This window comes from Paenibacillus silagei, from assembly GCF_017874735.1.
Taxonomy (GTDB): domain Bacteria; phylum Bacillota; class Bacilli; order Paenibacillales; family Paenibacillaceae; genus Paenibacillus_AQ; species Paenibacillus_AQ silagei.
The window spans coordinates 1-17,920 of the sequence record NZ_JAGGLV010000015.1 but is presented as its reverse complement, the minus strand read 5'-3'; the positions used below and the strand labels follow the sequence as shown (position 1 = coordinate 17,920).

The following is a 17,920-nucleotide window of genomic DNA, read 5'->3' as shown; positions in this document are numbered from 1 at the left end:
GAAATGACCTCTTACCTCATCGACAATACCGATTACCGCATCCTCCAGCTCCTTATCGATGATTCCACCTTAAGCCATAAGGATATCGGGGCGATGGTCCATCTGACCGGCCAGGCTGTAGGCGCACGTGTCCGCAGAATGCGGGAGCTTGGCATCATTGAAGGCTACACCATCCGGTGGAACCCGCTGCGGATCGGTCAGAATATTCACGCCTTTATAACGGTTTTTCTCAGCAGCAACAAGGATCATCTGCCTTTTCAGGCTTTTGCGAAGGCCCATGAGAGTGTGACCGAGCTGTACCGCATCAGCGGGGAGGGCTGTTACTGGATGCGGGTGCGTACGGTGGATCAGGAGGCGCTGACCGCTTTTTTAGACGAATTACTGAACTATGGGAATTACCGGATCAACCTGGACATGGGCCAGATTAAATAGCATTAAATATAAGAACTGCCAAGGAGGCCGACATGAGTAACAAGATTGAACCACCCAGAATCCCAGATCCCGGGCAACTTATGCCGCAGGACGTTCACACCCTTGCTTCCAAAGACGAATTCAGCCGCTGCCTCATTGAAGGAGCGCTCATTGAATATCAGGAGGCTACGAGGGTAGCTTTCGACAAGACTATTTTCAAAAACGTCACCATCACGGAATCCTCGCTGCAGCGCATTGAGCTTACCGATGTGGTCTTCGATCATTGCGACCTGTCCAATGTGGATTTCAGCGACGCCTTCATACACCGGACCGAGTTCAGGGATTGCCGTTTGACCGGCACAGATTTCACCAGAGCACGGTTTCAAAATGTATCCATTACCGGATGTATCGGGGAATTCGCGGTCTTCCGTTTTGCCAACTTCAAAGGGGCTTCCTTCGAGCGCAGCTCGCTGGCCAGCGCAGATTATTACCAGTCCACCCTGAAAGACCTGTATTTCTCGGAATGTAATCTGGAGCAGGCCACGCTGGCAGGATGCAAGCTGAAGGGCGTTGACCTGAGCGACTGCGAGTTCACCGGCCTTCTAGTGGATCTCCAGGATTTGGAGGGCTGTATCATCTCTGCGGAGCAGGCGGCTTCTTTTGCCGGACTACTAGGTCTGGTTATCAAAAATTAAGTAGCCGGACCCGCGCCGGCTTCTAGCGTAATCAGCTTCAGCTTGCCGGAGCATTTACCGCATCGGTACCGCCCAGGATCGGCCCGGCGCTTACGCAGATATTCAGTGGCACAGACGATGCATACCAGCTTATACCGGTAAGGCTGCGGCTTACGGGCCTTGGCGCCCGGCAGGGTCTGACAATACCGGCTGCCGCCGACGCGGGCCAGCAGTGTTTTGAAATCAGCATCCCGGTGCATATATCCCCGCTTCGCAAGATGCAGGTGGTAGTGGCAGAGTTCGTGCTTGATGATCTTCTCCGTCTCCTCCCGTCCGTACATCGCCAGCTGCTGGGGGTTAATCTCTATATTATGGCTCTTGGTAAAATATCGTCCGCCGGTTGTCGTAAGTCTGCTGTTAAAGCTCGCCGTATGCCGGAAAGGCACGCCAAAGCTCTTCAGTGACACCTGCTCAATCCATTGCTGCAGCTCTTCGTTGCTCATACTGGTCATAGCGCTCCTTCACGGTCCTCTCCACCTGAAATTAGATCACTACTTGAATTGTAACTTGCCCATACGCTACACTGTCAAGAAGGAAGACAAGTCCGGAGGGAGAATGAAAGATGCCTAGAATGCGTTACGTAATTATGCAGCAGGATCAGGAATTGCTATTCGTGGAGATGCCGGAGGAATATGCTTACCAGCTAAGCGCCCTCAATCTTCGCCTGAACAAAGAAATCGACAAGCTAACAGCCGAGAATGTACCCGGACTGCCGCGGGCGGTGGCCGAATGCGAGGCGCTGGAGCTGCTGCGCGAAGAGCATCACTTGGAGTCGGGGCTGGCGTATATTAACCGGCTGGAGCAGGCTTTTGCCTCCATTAAGGAGGAGCATTACCCGCTGATCTCTCTATTGACCGAAATCCGGGCGCTCCAGGCCCAGTTGGAACAATGGTATGAAGAGGAAGAAGAACGGGTGCAGTAACGCTGGTTCCGGGCGGCCTTGTGAAATTCGGCTTGGCTACCTGAAACTAACCGTGCACCTTTGGGCGTATTCCCCCATATGCTATCTATACACAGGAAGCATGCAGAGGAGGGGTACCCTTGCCACAATGGCTTCGCCAACAGCTCATGAAGGCCTATTTCAAGAAGGACTGCCGTCAGATTAGACTGCTGAATGAATGCTGGTTCTTTTACCGGAATACCGCCGATTCCCACGAGATGATCCAGAAGAACGTATAACGGTTATGTAACAAAAAGCCGCGATCCCCTGAGGGGTATCGTGGCTTTTTGGCGTGAATCAGGCCAAATCTGCGCTTGGCAGCCGGCTTATTTAAACATCGGGAATACGTAGTTCACCAGGAAAAACAGAACTCCGAAGGTGATTATAATGTAGGCTGCATATTTAATGAACGTGGATGCGACCAGACTGGAATCCGATTTGCGGTGCACCTCTGTCCGTTCAACCTCAACACTTCTGTCCTTGTAATTCGGCTCCATCTTCAATCTCTCCTCTCGGGGTTTAGCTGCATGTCAACCATTAACCCGGGGATTTGGAGCTGAAACAGTAGTATAGAGACGCAGACTGCTTGTAAAATATGACTGTCGTCTTAATCGAAACGGCGGGTGCTTGGCCAGGAGCCCTGCAGCTTGCGGACCAGTACAATCTGTCCCGTATGATAGGCATCATGCAGAATCAGGCTCATGACCTCTTCGCCCGGCGCATGTCCGGAGCCGCCCCATTCATATGCGCCTTCTTCCAAAGCTACAATAATCTCGCGCAGCGAGGCATGAATGGACTTCAACTTGTCTACCGCCTGCTTCCAGTCCTCTTCCCCGCTTCCTGTTACAGTGAATGTAGCATCATTGCTCTCCAGATCAGGCAATTTCTCCATTCCCTTGAGCTTACGCAGCAGACGCTCCTTATAATATGTCAGATGGTTAACGTTCTCCCAGATCGAATTGCCCGCAGCTCCCTCCGGCTTCCAGACGGCCTGCTCACTGTTCACACCTTCAAGTGCAGCGCTAAGCGGCGGTGCCCAATCCTCAATATCCATCACATAATCCCAGTTCTCGATCAGCACATCGCTAATTTTGTTTTTCACCTGTATCCCTCCTGTAATTTGTGGGTGTACATGCTTCGGTAACGACCAAACAACCCGAATAAAAGTTACATGAGCAATGTAACATATTTGCCGGAGCGGTTCAAGTAACTAGCATAACTTATTTTTAACTGTTACAATTAAGGGAAAGGTAACGCGAAAGGACAGATGAAGCTTGCTGTGGGTAAATTTCATGAACAGCTATTGGCGGAATTGGCGGACTAGTGACCGGAGCACGGACCAGGACCGGCTGGAGGACCCCAAGTGGCTGGCGGAGTGGCTGGCGGAGCACAAGCTGCCAGCGGCAGCTCCTCCCCGGCCGGAGGAGTTGGAGCAGCTCAAAGACCTGCGCGGCTTGTTGTGGGACGAGCTGCAGCGGCTGGTCGCGGGAGAGTCTCCGTCTACAGAACTGCTTGCGCAGTTGAATACTTACATGGGCAACGGGCCGGTTGTTCGCCGTGTGGTCTGGACGCCCGCAGGTGACGCAGAGATCTCACTCCAGCCGCAGGGTGCGGACTGGGGGCAGATTATGGCGGAGATTGCCGCTTCTTTTGCGGCTGCGCTGCTGGAGAAGGAACCTTCTCGCTTCCGCATTTGCGGGAATCCTGACTGTCTCTGGGTCTATTACGACGATACCCGCAACCGCTCGAAGCGGTACTGCGACGACAAGCTGTGCGGGAATCTGATGAAGGTCCGGCGGTTCCGGGCACGCAAAAAAGCAGCGGAGGGTGAAGCTTCAAAGGAGTAATCTACACAGCGTTCCGCTGGGTCATCGGGGTCAGCGTAGTATTTTTGCCGGAGTGCTTGGCCGTATAGAGGAGATTATCGACTTCTTCGAAGAGCTTTTCTTTGGTGGTGCCTTCGTCATAGCTCTTGAGGCCAATGCTGACGGTCACCGCCCCGCGCTCCATCTCTTCATGGGACGTATGCGACAGCTCCTGGCGGACTTGTTCAATCAGCGCGTAGGCTTCCTCGAAGCTTTTCTCAAACAGCAGGATCGCGAACTCCTCCCCGCCATAGCGGGCCGCAATATCTGCGGGCGAGATGTGGTCCTTAATGATCTGGGCGACCCGCGCCAGCACCATATCTCCGGTACGGTGTCCATACTTATCGTTAATTTGCTTGAAATTATCGATATCCACCAGCGCAAGATGGAACGGGGCACCCTGGCTGCCGTATTCCAGCGCTTTTTCATAGAATTCGTGAAAAGAAATATGGTTATACAGTCCCGTCAGCGCATCGGTGGTAGACAGCTTGCGGATCACCGCATTCTCGATCATCAGATCCTGCTTGGCCGTTAAGGTAGCTTCCAGATCGCTCGCCAGCTCACGCCCGTTAATGATGATAATCCCCGCCACCAGCGTGCCGACCAGCAGGAAGAGCGGGATCGCAATCAGGTCGAAATCCGTCAGATAATACTTGAACCAGTAATCCCAGCGATACAGAATGAAGAATGCGGCCGCCTGGAGGGCAGACGTAAACAAGGTCAGATCCAGCCGAAAAAAGATCGCCGACGCTATAATCGGCAGCAGCATCAGCGCCCCGATAATCCGGATATCCATATTCAGATGAATAATCATCATCGCGATAATCGTCCCCGCCACAAACAGCAGCACGAAGGAATACCTCGGTGCCGCAACATCCACCAGCTGTGTCAACCCGACCACCGCACTCATCAGCAGCGTCGGATAAAGCAGCACATCATAGTAGAATTCATGCGCTCCCATGGGATACGGCAAACATACAAAAGACCCCAGCTGGGCCAAGAAATGCAGAGCAATCACCAGCCAATACGTATACAGAAACCGCTTGACCCACTTCGCCTGCCGGTGCGCAGAAGTCTCCGAAGGGCCCATGTAATCTCTCAATCTCAACGCTCTCACCTGTTGCCCCCCGATTAAATTCACACATTAGATGTACACATTTCTCCTATTTTAACATGCCAGGGTCCGGGTCGGATACTCACTTGTGGGATATGTACGGGGGGAGTGGGGAGGGTGTGGGGGAGTGATTCCCACACTTCTATTTTCAGCTCAGGAAATATGGGATAATTTATAAATAGCGCTTAGCCGCTCCAATGGATGCGTGGATTCAAAGTAGTCTGAAACTAACTTCTTTTTTGTGTATGTACTCCCGTATATTCTCAATGTTCCTTTATAATATAAAGTATATTAAGTACAATGGGGTGTAAAAAGTGAGTATCAATTTTTTTGAGCACAGGGAGATAATTTCTAATAACATGGTGATCTTCTTGCGGTTGAGAGGGATCTCTAAACTGTCTTTATCAAAACAGACAGGGATACCCCGCCTTACCATCGACCAAATCATCAGCGGCGAAACTCCAAGCCCTAAGCAGTACAACTTACAACTCACAAATATTAACCATACCTATGAGTTACCCGAAGACTATTTCATCACTTCTCTCCCTTCAGTTCAACCAACCTATGCTTACTCCAGTATTGGTGATTCGGCGAAAGACCCAGTGGTTAGGGAGCTGTTGGATGGCTTGGATAACATTTTAGATATCTATTCTTTGTACCATTTACATTAAGGGAATGGGTATCAACATTATTCAATGTGCACTTTAGAAGTGTATTTTTTTCATGTAGGAGGACCCCTATGGAATTTGATAAATATACATTGCACTTTAAACTCGACCAAATTTTAAAAGTTCACAATATCTCAGTACTTAAACTGTCTAATGAGATAGGGCATCGAAGAACTACCATTATGGAATTGGTGCACAACACCAACATGGATAAAAAGAAAATATCCGCAGAGTTGATCATGAAGTTGTGTCTCTATTTTGAAGTTAGTCCTAACGATTTATTTGAGATACGCCTGAAGAAATAGAATAGGATTAAAAAAGCACTGAGTCCTGCGGCTGCGTTCGTTTAAGTGCTTTAACCCCCACAATATTTCCCCTTGAGTAACTGTTAGTTCATTCGCAGAATAATCTTCAGTCACTTTTGCAATATCATGGCTATCTGGAGAAGTTAAAATCTGCTTCGGCACCCCTCTTTGCTAGTGGACATTGATTTACAAAAAATCCAATTAGGAAATTGAGTCTCCTTTCGTATTTTTTTAAAGTCCCAGGTTGGTATTCGCACATAAAAATGATAAATGAAGTGTGTTTGTGATGTTGTATAAGAGGAGATCCCTCCTATAGAGGAGATCCCAAAGATATTTCAATCCACGCAATCATACAGAGTGCGACAATGCGCATTTTCCATAGACCACGAATTCAATCATTTCAATCCACGCAATCAAGTAGAGTACGACAGGTGATAGTAGTGAATGTTATCAGGTAATCCTTATTTCAATCCACGCACTCGTGTAGAGTGCGACCCTTTCTCCTTCAGTCCCTCGCTCTATCGCCGTATAATTTCAATCCACGCACTCGTGTAGAGTGCGACCATGATGATTTTCTGGTGAATGTGGCCCATTGCATATTTCAATCCACGCACTCGTGTAGAGTGCGACAGCGAAAAAAGTGTAACCCATGCTTTTCCCGCATTAATTCACCATCTGTCCGCTTATTCTAATCTTGAAAAGATATACAACCACCCTTGGCTTTTAAAGACTATCCTCTTATTTATAAACTTTCGACAAATTCTGAGGTGCGAAACCCCCGGAGATTTCATGGGAGCTTGGCATTCGCACCGAGCCCTCTCCTTCTATTTTAACCCATTTGATAGGTTCTGTATAACTATAACTTCTTTCAATTTTGTAGTTTTTTTGTCTTATCCACTGCGTTTTAAATTAAGAGACTATTCGATATACTGGGTAGGAATGTAAGCATCATGAGGGAAGAATCCTCGTAGAACATGGGAAGGAAGTAGACTCGATGAAAAAACTAATAGTAAGGTCCGTAGGTATTGTTGCCCTTTTAAGCTACATAGTGGGGTGTACTGATCCTTCTCATATTCAAACTGCTGAGGCAAAAGCAGCTTCAACCCAGACCCCAAATCCAGTAGCCAAAGCAGATAACATCAACGCACTAATTCCGGCCGGGTGGCACATTTTAGAGCCTGTCCTGGGAGAGAAGGCCATCGCCAAAGGTGATTTGAATAAAGACGGGATCTCAGATCTCGCAGCGGTCATTGAGAAGGATATGGTTACGGACGAGGCGTCTCCGCGGTCAATCTTAATCGCTTTTGGAGGCAAAAATAATACATACACCCTCTCCATCATCGCCAAAAATGTTGTTTTGCGATCGGATGAAGGCGGAGTTTGGGGCGATCCTTTTGAGAGCTTGACCGTTGACCGTGGTTCTGTCCTGGTTAGTGATTATGGGGGCAGTAACTGGAGATGGTACAACAAGTACAGATTTCGGTATCAGGATCATGACTGGTTTTTGATTGGTTCCACCCGGGGAAGCTACTTTACTGGAGCCACAACCATGGATCAGTCGGACGAGGACGACATTAACTATCTGACTGGACAATACATCCAGCGGAGAACGGACGACCAGGGACATCTCACAACGAAAAAAGGAAATCGCGGCAAACAGAAATTAATCCGGCTAAAGGAGTTCAACTCCGAAAATTTATAGCAAGTGGTTAGAGGACCGTTAATCCAAAGTGATTCGCAAGGACTTCAAGCACTTCCAACTTTGTGTCAGTTGTTGTGTCTTTTCGCACGATTGTAAATAAGCCGCTATTAGCCCATTGGTCATAATGCTCTTTGCTATTCATTTTAGCCATACAGGCAAGGTAGTTCGCCATTGTTTTTTCCGGATGATCAGCTTTCATTATTTGTTCCTTGATGAACATTTTATCCGAATCATCACGGTCAAAAAAATGTTCAACTGACATGGACTGCGGGGACAGCATGATCGCAATTTGATTATAATCTGCTATCTCTCGTAATATATCAAACGGGATATTAGTATCGACGATAACCTTTTGCGAATGGGATATGTGCATAAGATACGCTATCTCAAACTCTACGATCTCTCGCGTACACCCCTTAATCCAATTATCATATTCCTCTGGTGTTCTGTTGATAAATTCTTGCCAGTCTTTCATCGTTTGAAAATAACATAAGTTTGGATATTGTTCTGGAGTGGGTATGCCTACGGGTACACAATCGTAATTTTCACCGCAATGAATTAACCCATATTTATCGGCCAGCATTTTTACCATCGTTGATTTTCCAGCATAGGCTGTTCCATTTATAAACAGAACGTTTTTCAGGTAATGCTTGATAATACGATTGTTTACTTCCACTGTAAGCCCTCCCTATAATGATACAGCGTATTACGTTTGCGCAAACTGCGATATAGATTAGCTCACAAGCTTAACTTATAGCAACCTTCTCCTCTCTCGTGCGTCTAAATTTTAAGGAAAAATAAAACATAAGTTGGATTAAGGAGGGAATGCAAAAGTGAACACAAGATTGAAAAGAGGCGTTGCCGGATGGCTTATCGCGTCACTGCTATTCACTGGAAATGCCTTAACGGGAACGGCTTCGGCCGCTTCATCTGCTATTCAGATCTTGATGAACAACTCGTTTGTAGATACGGATGTAGTTCCGTATATCACGAATGGCACTACGATGGTTCCACTGCAGTTGGCCCAAAAAATACCCGGTAGTTCCATCCAATGGAACAACGTCTCGAAGACAGTCACGCTTACCCGGGACGGACAGACCGTCACCTTAGTGGCAGGCCAACGAACAGCAAAGATCGGTAATCAGGAAGTGAAACTCGAAGCGGCTTCGGCCATCCGAAAAGGGCGGGTGATGGTTCCATTGCGCTTCATGGCTGAATCCACCGGGGCTTATGTCTTGTGGAATCCCAAACAACGGATCGTCTTCGTAGCCTCCAAGCCTATTGAAGAGCTTAAACAGCAATTAGCCTCCTCCCATCTGGCTGAAGCCCGGACCGCAGCCCTGAAACTACCCAGAGTTAGCGCGCTTGAACAATTTGAAGTGGGCGGCGTAGAGGGAGGCAATTTCGACTACTATTTCCCGGAGGGAAGGGCCGACAAATTTTTCCTATCCGGGGGTAACAGTATCTCCTACTATGAGATTGTGGGGGACCATAGCGAAGTCAAGTGGACCGCCACCTTCGATTGGAAGGTTAAAGCCGCAAGCGGTCTGTTCTTTCTCCCTTACCAAATTACCAACCAGGACGGCACTCTCCCCAAACTAACGGGCCGCGTCGTATTCTACCATTACATGGGCCATATTGGAGAATCGGGTTACGGATTCATTGAGCTTGACGGCAAAAAGACTACTTTGGGAATGAAGGGTATGGAGTCAGAGGTGTTTTTTGAGATTCCGGGAGAGGTGAAATCCTAAGCTATTGCTCCGAAAAAAGCGGACAACGCAGCTCTATTCAGGTGTTGTCCGCTTTTTTATGCTAACCAACCATTTTGCCGCATCCAGAAGGTCCTTCGCGATGTAATCTGGTTCTGCCTGTTCATACCACAGGTGACGGTATTTATCCAAAGACTGCATCCCCCAGCCTGTCTCTACCAGAATTCTTCTGGCTCCCACTGCTGCCGCTGCAAGCATATCAGTCGAACCCACATCGCCAATCACCGCACACCGGGTTAAATCTAATCCAAGATCAGTGGCCGCTTGCTGAAGCATTCCAGGTTGCGGTTTATGGCATACACAGCCGTCTTCGGGTTCATGCGGACATATGTATGCGGCGTCAAATCCGTAACTGTCAAATTCATTCCTAAAGTCTAATTCTGTAGCCCGCCCCTTCGATATATTGTGCTGATTTGTAAGGGCGATAATAGGAATTCCATGTTCTTTGAGTAATTGCAATGCTTCTAATGAGTATGGGTATAATTCAAAATTCCGGGGGTGAATGAAATGGCCGTTCCCGCCCAAGGTCCCATCTCGATCCACAAATACAGCTTGAAGGGTCACGCGGAATCACCTCTAAATTGATCATTTACTAATTCCCAGTTAATCATCCCGTTCTCTATTCCAGTTCGTGTAAAATTCAATTTCTCCAGAACTCTGATAGATGAAATGTTATCGATAAGACATTCAGCCACAATTTTTTGGACTTTTTTTGAAGATAAGGCCCATTCTATAATAGCTCCTACCGACTCAGTGGCTATCCCCTTATTATGCATCTCAGGAATAAGGCCAAATCCAACTTCTACAATTCCTTGATGATCGGGCTTTCCCTTGAATCCAATGTCACCGATAATTTGATGATTATCCGTTAAGGTCACAAACCACGCACCCCAGCCTAATAATTCAGGGTCCCCTTTAAGCTTATCCAAATAGTTAATGATATGATTTCTAATAGAATAGGTTTCTGATACTTTTATGTAGTTTTCTTGGTTAAAAGCAGCAATGCTAAGGCGTTCTGTCTGTATGTGCATAATTCACTTCTCCTCTTGGCTAGCCGTGTATGGAATAATTATACAAACAGGCATCTTTAAAAACCAGGTGGAAGTTGAATAAAACTAAACTAAACTGCCCGAACTTGGGGGCTTTAATTTAAAGAATATCAATATAAATTCACTCTTCATTAAATTTGATTACGAAATGTTATGTTCAAAATTTATCCGGATTTTTAATTCTAATGGAGGCTACTTCTCCGCACTTTTTACAAAATGTATAGATAACCGGGGAGCCAAAAGAAAAAGTTTTACCGATCGGCATCACTCTAGCATCCACTGCTTTCACTTCACCTTTTACAAAGGTAGTACCTCCACACGCTTTGCAAGTTAAATTCTCGTGATTCATCATATATTAACACTCCCACCAAACGTAGTAGGTGCCTAGCAGCTCTGTAAGTTGGTTGACCGTGGCGAGGCAGTCTTGTGAATATTCAGTGATCACAACACCTTGAATGAGCGGCATTGCGAGATAGAGCTTACTCAATACTGCCGTTTCCACTGGAAAAGCAGGCTTTGCCCGCGACACGCGAATTCGCCATGACTCCATGAGTAACTGTTCATACTCTTCCCGTGTGTCTGGATTACTACAAAGCAACTGCTCAATATGCGTATCTGTCATGATCGGCAACTTAGCTGCTTCGAATTCATCCTTATGTATTAAGCGGCCAGCCAATTTCCTCATGATCGCGTTTACGCCGATATTAGCCGGGGAAGCGTGCATACGGGCTTCTACCCAAATAAGCTCAGTGACCTGCTTGCCGGCTTCCAGTGTGAACTGGAGATTTTCATTTCTATAGCTCATCGCTTCTAAAAGTTCCCCAGTCGAAATAGTCAGATAACCGCCGACAAATGCACTTCTGACCCAGGAGTCCAGGTGATCTGCATGAAGAATTCCGTCCTTGTTCCTCAATAGGCTACGCTTTGATCCATCTATATAGTCCATAACATCAGTTGTACGAATATTTGCACGAGCTAGGATGTCAACGATCTCCTGTGAAAACACGGCCTCCCGCGTCCATTCATGATGATCCACGCCTGGAAGGGCTTCTAGTGTATGACTAAAAGGCGCATGCCCGATATCATGCAGCAATGCAGCTGCCCGCAACGTACGATTATCCGGCTCAAAATGCGCTGTAAGTGCAAATACACCCAACGTATGCTGTAAACGGCTGTAGGTATGGTGGGTATTGATGAAAGAAGCTCCGCCATGCCGAATGTAATGAAGCCGCCGCACCTTCTTGCTTCGGAGCAGCGCTTTTTCTTCATCGGTGAGCTGAATCTGTAACTTCCATAGAGGTTCATAAATTTCATCTAAAGCACCATCAAGTCTTAACCGAAAGTCCATTCCAAGGTTTCCTCCTGGGTTCTCTTTATTCTTCAACCTCAAATATTGAATCAATGATGATTGGAAGATTGTCTCTAACCGAAACAGCTCCAAACACTGATCGTGCATGGACACCCTTTTCTCCGAAAACATCCAGCATAAGATCAGAACAGCCATTTAACACTTTATGATGTTCTTCAAAATTAGCAAAATTTCAATGATTATACTACCCTATGAGGTAAGGATCAACAATCACTCTAGCAATGCTTCAATCGCTGACTGTATTTCAAATGGCTCCGTCGTTGTTTCGTATCTATCCTGTATTTGTCCGTTCCGGTCGATTAGAAATTTTGTGAAATTCCACTTGATCCCATGCCCAGTGTATAGGCCAGGATACTTTTCTTGCAGGAAATTCTGCATCCATTTACCGTTCACAGTCTGGGTATCGAAGCCTTGAAATGGCGCTTGCTTCGTTAAAAATCCAAATAATGGATGCGGGTTCTGCCCCCTAACCTCCACCTTCTCAAATAACGGAAATGTCACTCCAAAGTGTCCCTCACAGTATTCCTGCACTTCTGAGTTGTTCCCTGGCTCTTTCTCATTGAACTGGTTACAAGGAAAACCGAGGATTTCAAAACCCTGCTCTCTGTGATTGTCATAAAGCTTCTGAAGATCAGCGAATTGGCGAGAATAACTGCACTTACTGGCTGTGTTTACAATAAGGAGTACTTTTCCAAGGTATATTGATAAATCAATGGTCTGCCCGCTAATCTTGGTTACCTGAAAATCATATATAGACATCAGATCATTCCCCTTCGTTATGATAAACACATCATAGGTTGTTATCTCTTATTGGTCTAATATATAGATGCTATTATATTTATAGGAAGAATCAATATACCATACGCAAACGAATACTAATTCGTGGTCATACGCTTATTTTCTGAATCTTCGAGCGGGATATTAAATATACTGGACCCAATATTTCGATTTTGCCGTCTTTTACACGAATCGCGCTCTCCTGTTCTGCCGCATATACATCCATCTCCTCAGACAAGGGGGACAGGTAGCCTTGAACGAACGAGGTGTAGTCGCGTTGCGAGTGTGATTCATAGGCAAAAGGATCAAAGCCCAACCCATCATGAATTGTATCTATTTCAACTGTATGAGCGGCGTTACGCGAGGTTACCCATTTGGCAGACATGTTCAACGCACCGGCGCTGGCCCCCAAGATAACGGCATTGCTGTTCTTAAATACATCCGTTAATTCATATTCCGCCAAAAAGTTGTTCTGCTGAACAGGATCTCCGCCGCATAAAAAAATGACCGAAGCGTTCTGAATCCATTGCCGGGCCTCTTCCTTCGGCATGCGGTAATCGATGAAATGATACTCATCAAACATAAGATTAGCCTGATGGAGCCATGTCCATTCCATTATATCCTCAAAGTTAATCTGCCCGTCTTCATAATTAGACGGTTGAGCGCTAATCATAACAAGCGAATGTCTGTCTTGCAGATCCTCCTGCAACCATTGAACCAGCTTATCTGGGAAAAAATCATTAAACCAACTGAAATAGTAGTGAGTACTCAAGCTTCATTACCTCCATATGTATGATTTGTCTCGTTAAAGCAGTTTAATTTAGCTTCAGCTGTCAGCATGGCGCTGGTAAGAGTAAGATTTTTTCTGTCATTCATACCCCGCAATATCGCTTTCCATACAATGGATCAGCTCATCCAGGTAGTAGAGAAGCAGCGACTACTTTAAGAGAAAAATAGCAATGTAGCCAGCCATGACGATCCGAAACATCTCATTCCATTGTTATTCCAATCCACGCACTCCACACGGAGTGCGACAAACCGAGGTACTACTTAATCTCTTGCTCCATGCTATTTCAATCCACGCACTCACACGGAGTGCGACATGCGGTCCTGCCGATTGTAAATTATCTGGCCGCATTTCAGTACACGCTTACACGGAGTGCGACGGTCAATCGTGTTCTTTCCTTATCTTGATACTATAATTTCAATCCACGCACTCTATACGGAGTGCGACAAGGGTATCCTGGTCAATGCGACAGGCATAGAGGCATTTCAATCCACGCACTCTATACGGAGTGCGACTTATCCTGCAGCTGCCTTACCTCTGGGTCGGTGTAATTTCAATCCACGCACTCCACACGGAGTGCGACAGCGGAAAACAGCATAACCCATGCTTTTTCCGTACAGACGGCAATCGGATTCAGCAGCGAAGTGCCGTTAACCATCACACGCTCCACTTCCCCGCGTTCCACATTATCCCTAACCGCCAGAGAGGAGATGAAGATGGCTCCGTAGCCCGCGATGACGGCCCGAACCATCTCGTTCACCCCATTAAATTGTAGACCGACCTTGGGAGGACTCACGTTCAAAGCCCGGCATAAAGAGAAGAGACGCTCCCGGGTAGAACTTCCCTCTTCACGCAGAATGAAGGGAACCTTCATCATCTCCGCTAAAGTAATTTCCTGTCCGCCGTATGGATGGTTTCTCGGGACGATGAACCAGAGCTCGTCCTCCAGGAGTTCCTCCCATTCAATGCCTGGTTGCTCCTCCCAGCCGCCTCCGTATACGGCTACCTCGGCATCGTACTGTAGCAGCCCCTCCACCGCTTCCCGAGAATTTGCAGTATTCAAGACCACCTCTACGGAAGGATGCTCTTGCTTGTAGAGGGCCAGCCATTCCGGCAGCAGCAGATTAGCGGGCAGATAGGTTGCTACAATCCGCAAGATGCCGCTGAACCCGGCCTTGTATTCACGCACTGCCTCATCCAGCTCACGTTCCAATGCAAACAATCGTTTGGCATGGCTGGCCAGCATCTGACCCGCATCGGTCACTAAGATACCACGCCCCTTGGGGGCTAACAGCTGTATGCCTAATTCCTTTTCCAGATTACGGACCTGGGCCGTAACCGCAGGCTGACTGATCCGCAATTCCTCCGCAGCGCGGGTGACTCCGCCTTTTTCAGAAATGGTGTGAAATATTTTAAGGGCATGAAGATTCATAAGATGACCTGCCTCCTACATCAAAATTGATGAAGAACGAAATTATATATATTTTTCTGATGAATCGTTATGCTTTATTGTAAGGAAAAGGGAAAATTTTCACAAGGTTAAATAATTTATCAATGAAGGAGAGAATTCCATGAGTAAAACTAAAATCGTCTGTACCATCGGCCCCTCCAGCGAAAGCCCCGAAATGCTCCGTAAGCTGATCCAAGCCGGTATGAATGTCGCGCGCCTGAACTTAGCCCACGGTGAGCTGGAGGAGCACGCAGAGCGCATCCGCCACATCCGGGAAGCAGCCAAGGAACTAAACCAATATGTGGCCGTCCTGCTCGATATCAAGGGTCCGGAAATTCGTATCGGCAAAATGGCCTCGGAGTACGTGGAATTGGTACCAGGTGAAACTGTGATTCTGACCACAGAGGAAGTGCTCGGCACGAAGGACCGCATCCAAGTCACCTATAAGCAGTTACCCCAAGATGTGAAGCCCGGCAGCAGCATCCTGATCGATGACGGTCTAGTACGTTTGGAAGTCGTAATTTCCGAAGGCACCGAGATTACCTGCCTTATCAAAAACGGCGGCAAGCTGAAACCACGCAAGGGCGTCAACGTTCCCGGCATCAGAACCAGTCTTCCCGGCGTAACCGAGAAGGACATCCGGCACATCAAATTCGGTATTGAGCAGAACATCGACATCATCGCTCAATCCTTCGTCCGCAAAGCTGAGGACATTCTTGAGATTAAGCATATTCTGAGCAAACACAAGGCCGGCCATATCCAAGTCATCGCCAAAATTGAAAATGACGAGGGCCTGGAGAACCTGGATGCCATCCTGGGCGTAGCCGACGGCCTGATGGTTGCGCGCGGAGATCTGGGCGTGGACTTGCCGGTGGAGGAAGTGCCGCTGGTTCAAAAAGACATGATCAAGAAGTGTAACCTGGCCGGAAAACCGGTTATCACCGCCACTCACATGCTGGAGTCCATGCAGATGCACCCGCGTCCGACCCGTGCAGAAGCAAGTGACGTCGCCAACGCTATTTTTGATGGCACCGATTCTGTCATGCTGTCTGGTGAATCTGCCGCAGGTAAATACCCGCTGGAGTCCGTCGAGACCATGGCCCACATCGCCGCCCGCGCTGAGTCCGTCCTGGGGAGCTACGGCCGCTCCAACTGCAAGAGTAACGAGACTGGCACCAACGTGACCAGCGCCATTGGCGAATCCGTTGTTCGCACTGCCCTCGCACTCTCCGCCAAGGCTATTCTCGCCCTGACCGAAAGCGGCTTTACCGCCCGGATGATCGCCAAGCATAAGCCCGCTGCACCTGTCATCGCCGTATCCACAAAGAAGAACGTGCTGCATGCCCTTTCCTTGACCTGGGGTGTAATTCCGCTGCTCCGCGACGAATCTGCTTCCAGCACTGATGCAGCCGTAGAAGCTGCCGTTGAACTGGCGAGGTCTGCCGGATACGTACAAAATGGCGACTTGGTGCTCATCACCGCCGGTGTCCCTGTAGGCTGCGCCGGAACCACTAACCTTCTGCGGGTTCACCGAGTTGGGGAAGGGATTTAAATAAAAACGGAGTTCGCATTTTACTCCAGCCTATTAGAAACGCAGATTGCCCCCGATCAAATCTTTGGTCATTGGATCAAAAAACATTGTAATCGGTCCCAGTAGGCCGTTCATCTCCGTATCAAATTGAACGGATACAACAACATCTAACTTTCTGTCATCCATCCAATAGCCAACGTTTTTTCCAGACTCTAGGATCACTTTGGCTTTCTCTTTCGGCGTGGTTAAAGTGCTTCTTTCCTTGTCTGAGATTTGGGCCCAAGCTAGATTCCGAAATTCATCTTCATTTTTAAGTTTGTCATAGTGGAAGACATAATAGTACCAGCCGCCGCCCAGATTCTTATAGTCATTCACATAGCTGAATTTCGAAGGATCCCCTTTGGCCATCTCTGGTAGGCTGAGGTAGGTTATGCCTTGTTGATACAAGTTGTCTTCGGCATCAAACAAAAAGTCAATACTTTTACTAGGGGCATCATTTAAGGAGGATATCCTCTTTACAATACCTTCTCGAAACAATGTTTGAGCGATTTGTTGAATTTCAGGGTCCTGGATGTTCTCGATGGAATAATCTTGTTGAAGTATGACAGGCCGAGTCTGGAACACTTTTTCATTCTCTAACAGATAACGGCCTAGAATTTCAAAATCTTCACGACGGTTTTCAAAATATTCAATAACCCCAGTCTCTGGACGCTTCAACACTTCGCTAACGTTCAAGGGAATAATGAAATCACTTGCCCTAACATGCTCCGTGCTCTTGCTGTTCAAGCCAGCACATCCGCATACCGTCATTGCAAAACAAATTAGAACTGAAATGAATTTCATCGGCCAAAAATTCATAATGCGGCCCCCCATTAAGACAAGAGTTGTGAATTCATGTCACGAAATGGCTTCTAGGTGGTGTTGTATAGGTATATAGGAAAGGAGCTAGAATTGTAGAGATGATAAGTTATAAAGGACGTCAGAGATACAAGGTGAAGTGACCCTCAGTATATCCAATGTTGTTTTTGACGGGGACAACCTTGTCATGAAGATCAGTCAGATTTTCTGTGAGAAGGTTGTGCCTGGAGGTCACGCCAGTGCATAATTCATACGACTTGTAGCATTAGCCTGAAATGCAGAATGAGAGTCTAGACTGTTTTTCTTAAAATTATTTCAATGATTTTTTCAGTTTCTCTATGGTCAGTTTCTATGTGTTCTTGAAATCTACTCTCAGTGAACTACCATCCACCTAAGAGGTGGCGGCTTCTTGGTCAATGAAGCTACTGCTCCAAGTTTACCCAAGCTCAAAGGCTAGTCCCTAGCCCAATCATTGCCATATCACATGGCTAGTTTGAGTAGGTTTTGAGCAGCGTTTACATCGCGATCATGATGCACGTTACATTCTGGACAAGTCCACTCTCGCAAGGCGAGATTCTTCACCTCTGCGTT

General features: G+C 47.3%; 24 protein-coding genes and 1 pseudogene. 10 read left to right on the top strand and 15 right to left on the bottom strand.

The features are described 5' to 3' along the window. The first annotated feature begins 3 nt into the window (after positions 1 to 3). Together J2Z70_RS20785 and J2Z70_RS20780 are read left to right on the top strand one after the other, a co-directional pair. Positions 4 to 432: an Lrp/AsnC family transcriptional regulator gene (locus J2Z70_RS20785; protein ID WP_209876403.1), complete on the top strand. Its 429-nt coding sequence runs from the start codon at positions 4 to 6 to the stop codon at positions 430 to 432. Positions 433 to 464: 32 nt separating this feature from the next. After that, complete coding sequence (locus J2Z70_RS20780) at positions 465 to 1,106, top strand: pentapeptide repeat-containing protein (RefSeq protein ID WP_209876401.1); 642 nt, start codon at positions 465 to 467, stop codon at positions 1,104 to 1,106. On the opposite strand, the gene J2Z70_RS20775 is transcribed toward J2Z70_RS20780, so the two are convergent. Further along, entirely contained in the window at positions 1,103 to 1,588 is a 486-nt protein-coding gene (locus J2Z70_RS20775; protein WP_051477864.1) for a SprT family protein, read from the bottom strand. The genes J2Z70_RS20780 and J2Z70_RS20775 overlap by 4 nt on opposite strands. A 119-nt stretch (positions 1,589 to 1,707) precedes the next feature. Here J2Z70_RS20775 and J2Z70_RS20770 point away from each other — a divergent pair, with 119 nt between their 5' ends. Further along, entirely contained in the window at positions 1,708 to 2,067 is a 360-nt protein-coding gene (locus J2Z70_RS20770) for a hypothetical protein (RefSeq protein WP_036697237.1), read from the top strand. Between the two features lie 119 nt (positions 2,068 to 2,186). Beyond that, positions 2,187 to 2,324 carry a cortex morphogenetic protein CmpA gene (gene cmpA, locus J2Z70_RS20765; protein ID WP_143803736.1) on the top strand — a complete coding sequence of 46 codons (138 nt, stop codon included), beginning with the start codon at positions 2,187 to 2,189 and terminating at the stop codon, positions 2,322 to 2,324. An 87-nt stretch (positions 2,325 to 2,411) separates the two neighbouring features. Here the strand turns inward: cmpA and J2Z70_RS20760 are convergent, their stop codons facing one another. Further along, the gene (locus J2Z70_RS20760; RefSeq protein ID WP_209876399.1) at positions 2,412 to 2,582 is read right to left on the bottom strand and encodes a hypothetical protein; all 171 of its coding nucleotides are present in this window, start codon (positions 2,580 to 2,582) and stop codon (positions 2,412 to 2,414) included. A 110-nt stretch (positions 2,583 to 2,692) separates the two neighbouring features. Then, positions 2,693 to 3,187 carry a DinB family protein gene (locus J2Z70_RS20755; RefSeq protein WP_209876398.1) on the bottom strand — a complete coding sequence of 165 codons (495 nt, stop codon included), beginning with the start codon at positions 3,185 to 3,187 and terminating at the stop codon, positions 2,693 to 2,695. A gap of 172 nt (positions 3,188 to 3,359) precedes the next feature. On the opposite strand from J2Z70_RS20755, the gene J2Z70_RS20750 reads away from it, so the two are divergent. Then, complete coding sequence (locus J2Z70_RS20750) at positions 3,360 to 3,932, top strand: CGNR zinc finger domain-containing protein (RefSeq protein WP_209876396.1); 573 nt, start codon at positions 3,360 to 3,362, stop codon at positions 3,930 to 3,932. A gap of 1 nt (position 3,933) precedes the next feature. Here the strand turns inward: J2Z70_RS20750 and J2Z70_RS20745 are convergent, their stop codons facing one another. Further along, positions 3,934 to 5,040, bottom strand: coding sequence for a GGDEF domain-containing protein (locus tag J2Z70_RS20745; RefSeq protein WP_209876393.1), 1,107 nt, complete (start codon positions 5,038 to 5,040; stop codon positions 3,934 to 3,936). A 338-nt stretch (positions 5,041 to 5,378) separates the two neighbouring features. On the opposite strand from J2Z70_RS20745, the gene J2Z70_RS20740 reads away from it, so the two are divergent. The 3 genes from J2Z70_RS20740 to J2Z70_RS20730 all read left to right on the top strand — a co-directional run bounded on the left by J2Z70_RS20740 (position 5,379) and on the right by J2Z70_RS20730 (position 7,739). After that, a complete protein-coding gene (locus J2Z70_RS20740) occupies positions 5,379 to 5,735 on the top strand; it encodes a hypothetical protein (protein ID WP_209876391.1) in 357 nt (118 codons plus the stop codon). 68 nt (positions 5,736 to 5,803) lie between these two features. Beyond that, positions 5,804 to 6,037, top strand: a complete 234-nt coding sequence (locus J2Z70_RS20735; protein ID WP_209876390.1) for a helix-turn-helix domain-containing protein — start codon at positions 5,804 to 5,806, stop codon at positions 6,035 to 6,037. 994 nt (positions 6,038 to 7,031) lie between these two features. Next, positions 7,032 to 7,739: a hypothetical protein gene (locus J2Z70_RS20730; protein WP_209876387.1), complete on the top strand. Its 708-nt coding sequence runs from the start codon at positions 7,032 to 7,034 to the stop codon at positions 7,737 to 7,739. A 7-nt stretch (positions 7,740 to 7,746) separates the two neighbouring features. Here J2Z70_RS20730 and J2Z70_RS20725 read toward each other — a convergent pair whose 3' ends face one another. Further along, a complete protein-coding gene (locus J2Z70_RS20725; protein WP_209876386.1) occupies positions 7,747 to 8,415 on the bottom strand; it encodes a hypothetical protein in 669 nt (222 codons plus the stop codon). A gap of 157 nt (positions 8,416 to 8,572) precedes the next feature. Between J2Z70_RS20725 and J2Z70_RS20720 the strand changes: the two genes are divergently transcribed. Beyond that, entirely contained in the window at positions 8,573 to 9,490 is a 918-nt protein-coding gene (locus J2Z70_RS20720) for a stalk domain-containing protein (RefSeq protein ID WP_209876384.1), read from the top strand. 33 nt (positions 9,491 to 9,523) lie between these two features. Here J2Z70_RS20720 and J2Z70_RS20715 read toward each other — a convergent pair whose 3' ends face one another. The 8 genes and pseudogenes from J2Z70_RS20715 to J2Z70_RS20685 all read right to left on the bottom strand — a co-directional run bounded on the left by J2Z70_RS20715 (position 9,524) and on the right by J2Z70_RS20685 (position 14,922). Next, on the bottom strand, positions 9,524 to 10,072 hold the full coding sequence (locus J2Z70_RS20715; RefSeq protein WP_209876382.1) for an HAD-IIIA family hydrolase: 549 nt from the start codon (positions 10,070 to 10,072) through the stop codon (positions 9,524 to 9,526). Beyond that, the gene (locus tag J2Z70_RS20710; protein ID WP_209876380.1) at positions 10,069 to 10,539 is read right to left on the bottom strand and encodes a GNAT family N-acetyltransferase; all 471 of its coding nucleotides are present in this window, start codon (positions 10,537 to 10,539) and stop codon (positions 10,069 to 10,071) included. The genes J2Z70_RS20715 and J2Z70_RS20710 overlap by 4 nt, the downstream gene beginning before the upstream one ends. 175 nt (positions 10,540 to 10,714) lie before the next feature. After that, the gene (locus tag J2Z70_RS20705) at positions 10,715 to 10,909 is read right to left on the bottom strand and encodes a hypothetical protein (RefSeq protein WP_245368400.1); all 195 of its coding nucleotides are present in this window, start codon (positions 10,907 to 10,909) and stop codon (positions 10,715 to 10,717) included. A 3-nt stretch (positions 10,910 to 10,912) separates the two neighbouring features. Continuing rightward, positions 10,913 to 11,905, bottom strand: coding sequence for an HD domain-containing protein (locus J2Z70_RS20700; protein WP_209876378.1), 993 nt, complete (start codon positions 11,903 to 11,905; stop codon positions 10,913 to 10,915). A 25-nt stretch (positions 11,906 to 11,930) separates the two neighbouring features. Then, a pseudogene (locus J2Z70_RS33380) lies at positions 11,931 to 12,089 on the bottom strand (RidA family protein); the annotation flags it as partial. Between the two features lie 47 nt (positions 12,090 to 12,136). Beyond that, positions 12,137 to 12,685, bottom strand: coding sequence for a glutathione peroxidase (locus tag J2Z70_RS20695; RefSeq protein ID WP_209876376.1), 549 nt, complete (start codon positions 12,683 to 12,685; stop codon positions 12,137 to 12,139). Between the two features lie 127 nt (positions 12,686 to 12,812). Next, positions 12,813 to 13,475, bottom strand: a complete 663-nt coding sequence (locus J2Z70_RS20690) for a Type 1 glutamine amidotransferase-like domain-containing protein (RefSeq protein ID WP_209876373.1) — start codon at positions 13,473 to 13,475, stop codon at positions 12,813 to 12,815. Between the two features lie 568 nt (positions 13,476 to 14,043). Further along, a complete protein-coding gene (locus J2Z70_RS20685; RefSeq protein ID WP_209876371.1) occupies positions 14,044 to 14,922 on the bottom strand; it encodes a LysR family transcriptional regulator in 879 nt (292 codons plus the stop codon). Positions 14,923 to 15,061: 139 nt separating this feature from the next. Between J2Z70_RS20685 and pyk the strand changes: the two genes are divergently transcribed. Further along, the gene (gene pyk / locus J2Z70_RS20680) at positions 15,062 to 16,492 is read left to right on the top strand and encodes a pyruvate kinase (protein ID WP_209876369.1); all 1,431 of its coding nucleotides are present in this window, start codon (positions 15,062 to 15,064) and stop codon (positions 16,490 to 16,492) included. 33 nt (positions 16,493 to 16,525) lie between these two features. Here the strand turns inward: pyk and J2Z70_RS20675 are convergent, their stop codons facing one another. Continuing rightward, a complete protein-coding gene (locus tag J2Z70_RS20675; protein WP_209876367.1) occupies positions 16,526 to 17,329 on the bottom strand; it encodes a hypothetical protein in 804 nt (267 codons plus the stop codon). A 480-nt stretch (positions 17,330 to 17,809) separates the two neighbouring features. Next, positions 17,810 to 17,920 (bottom strand): zinc ribbon domain-containing protein (locus J2Z70_RS20670; protein WP_209876620.1); only part of this gene is annotated, 111 nt, incomplete at its 5' end.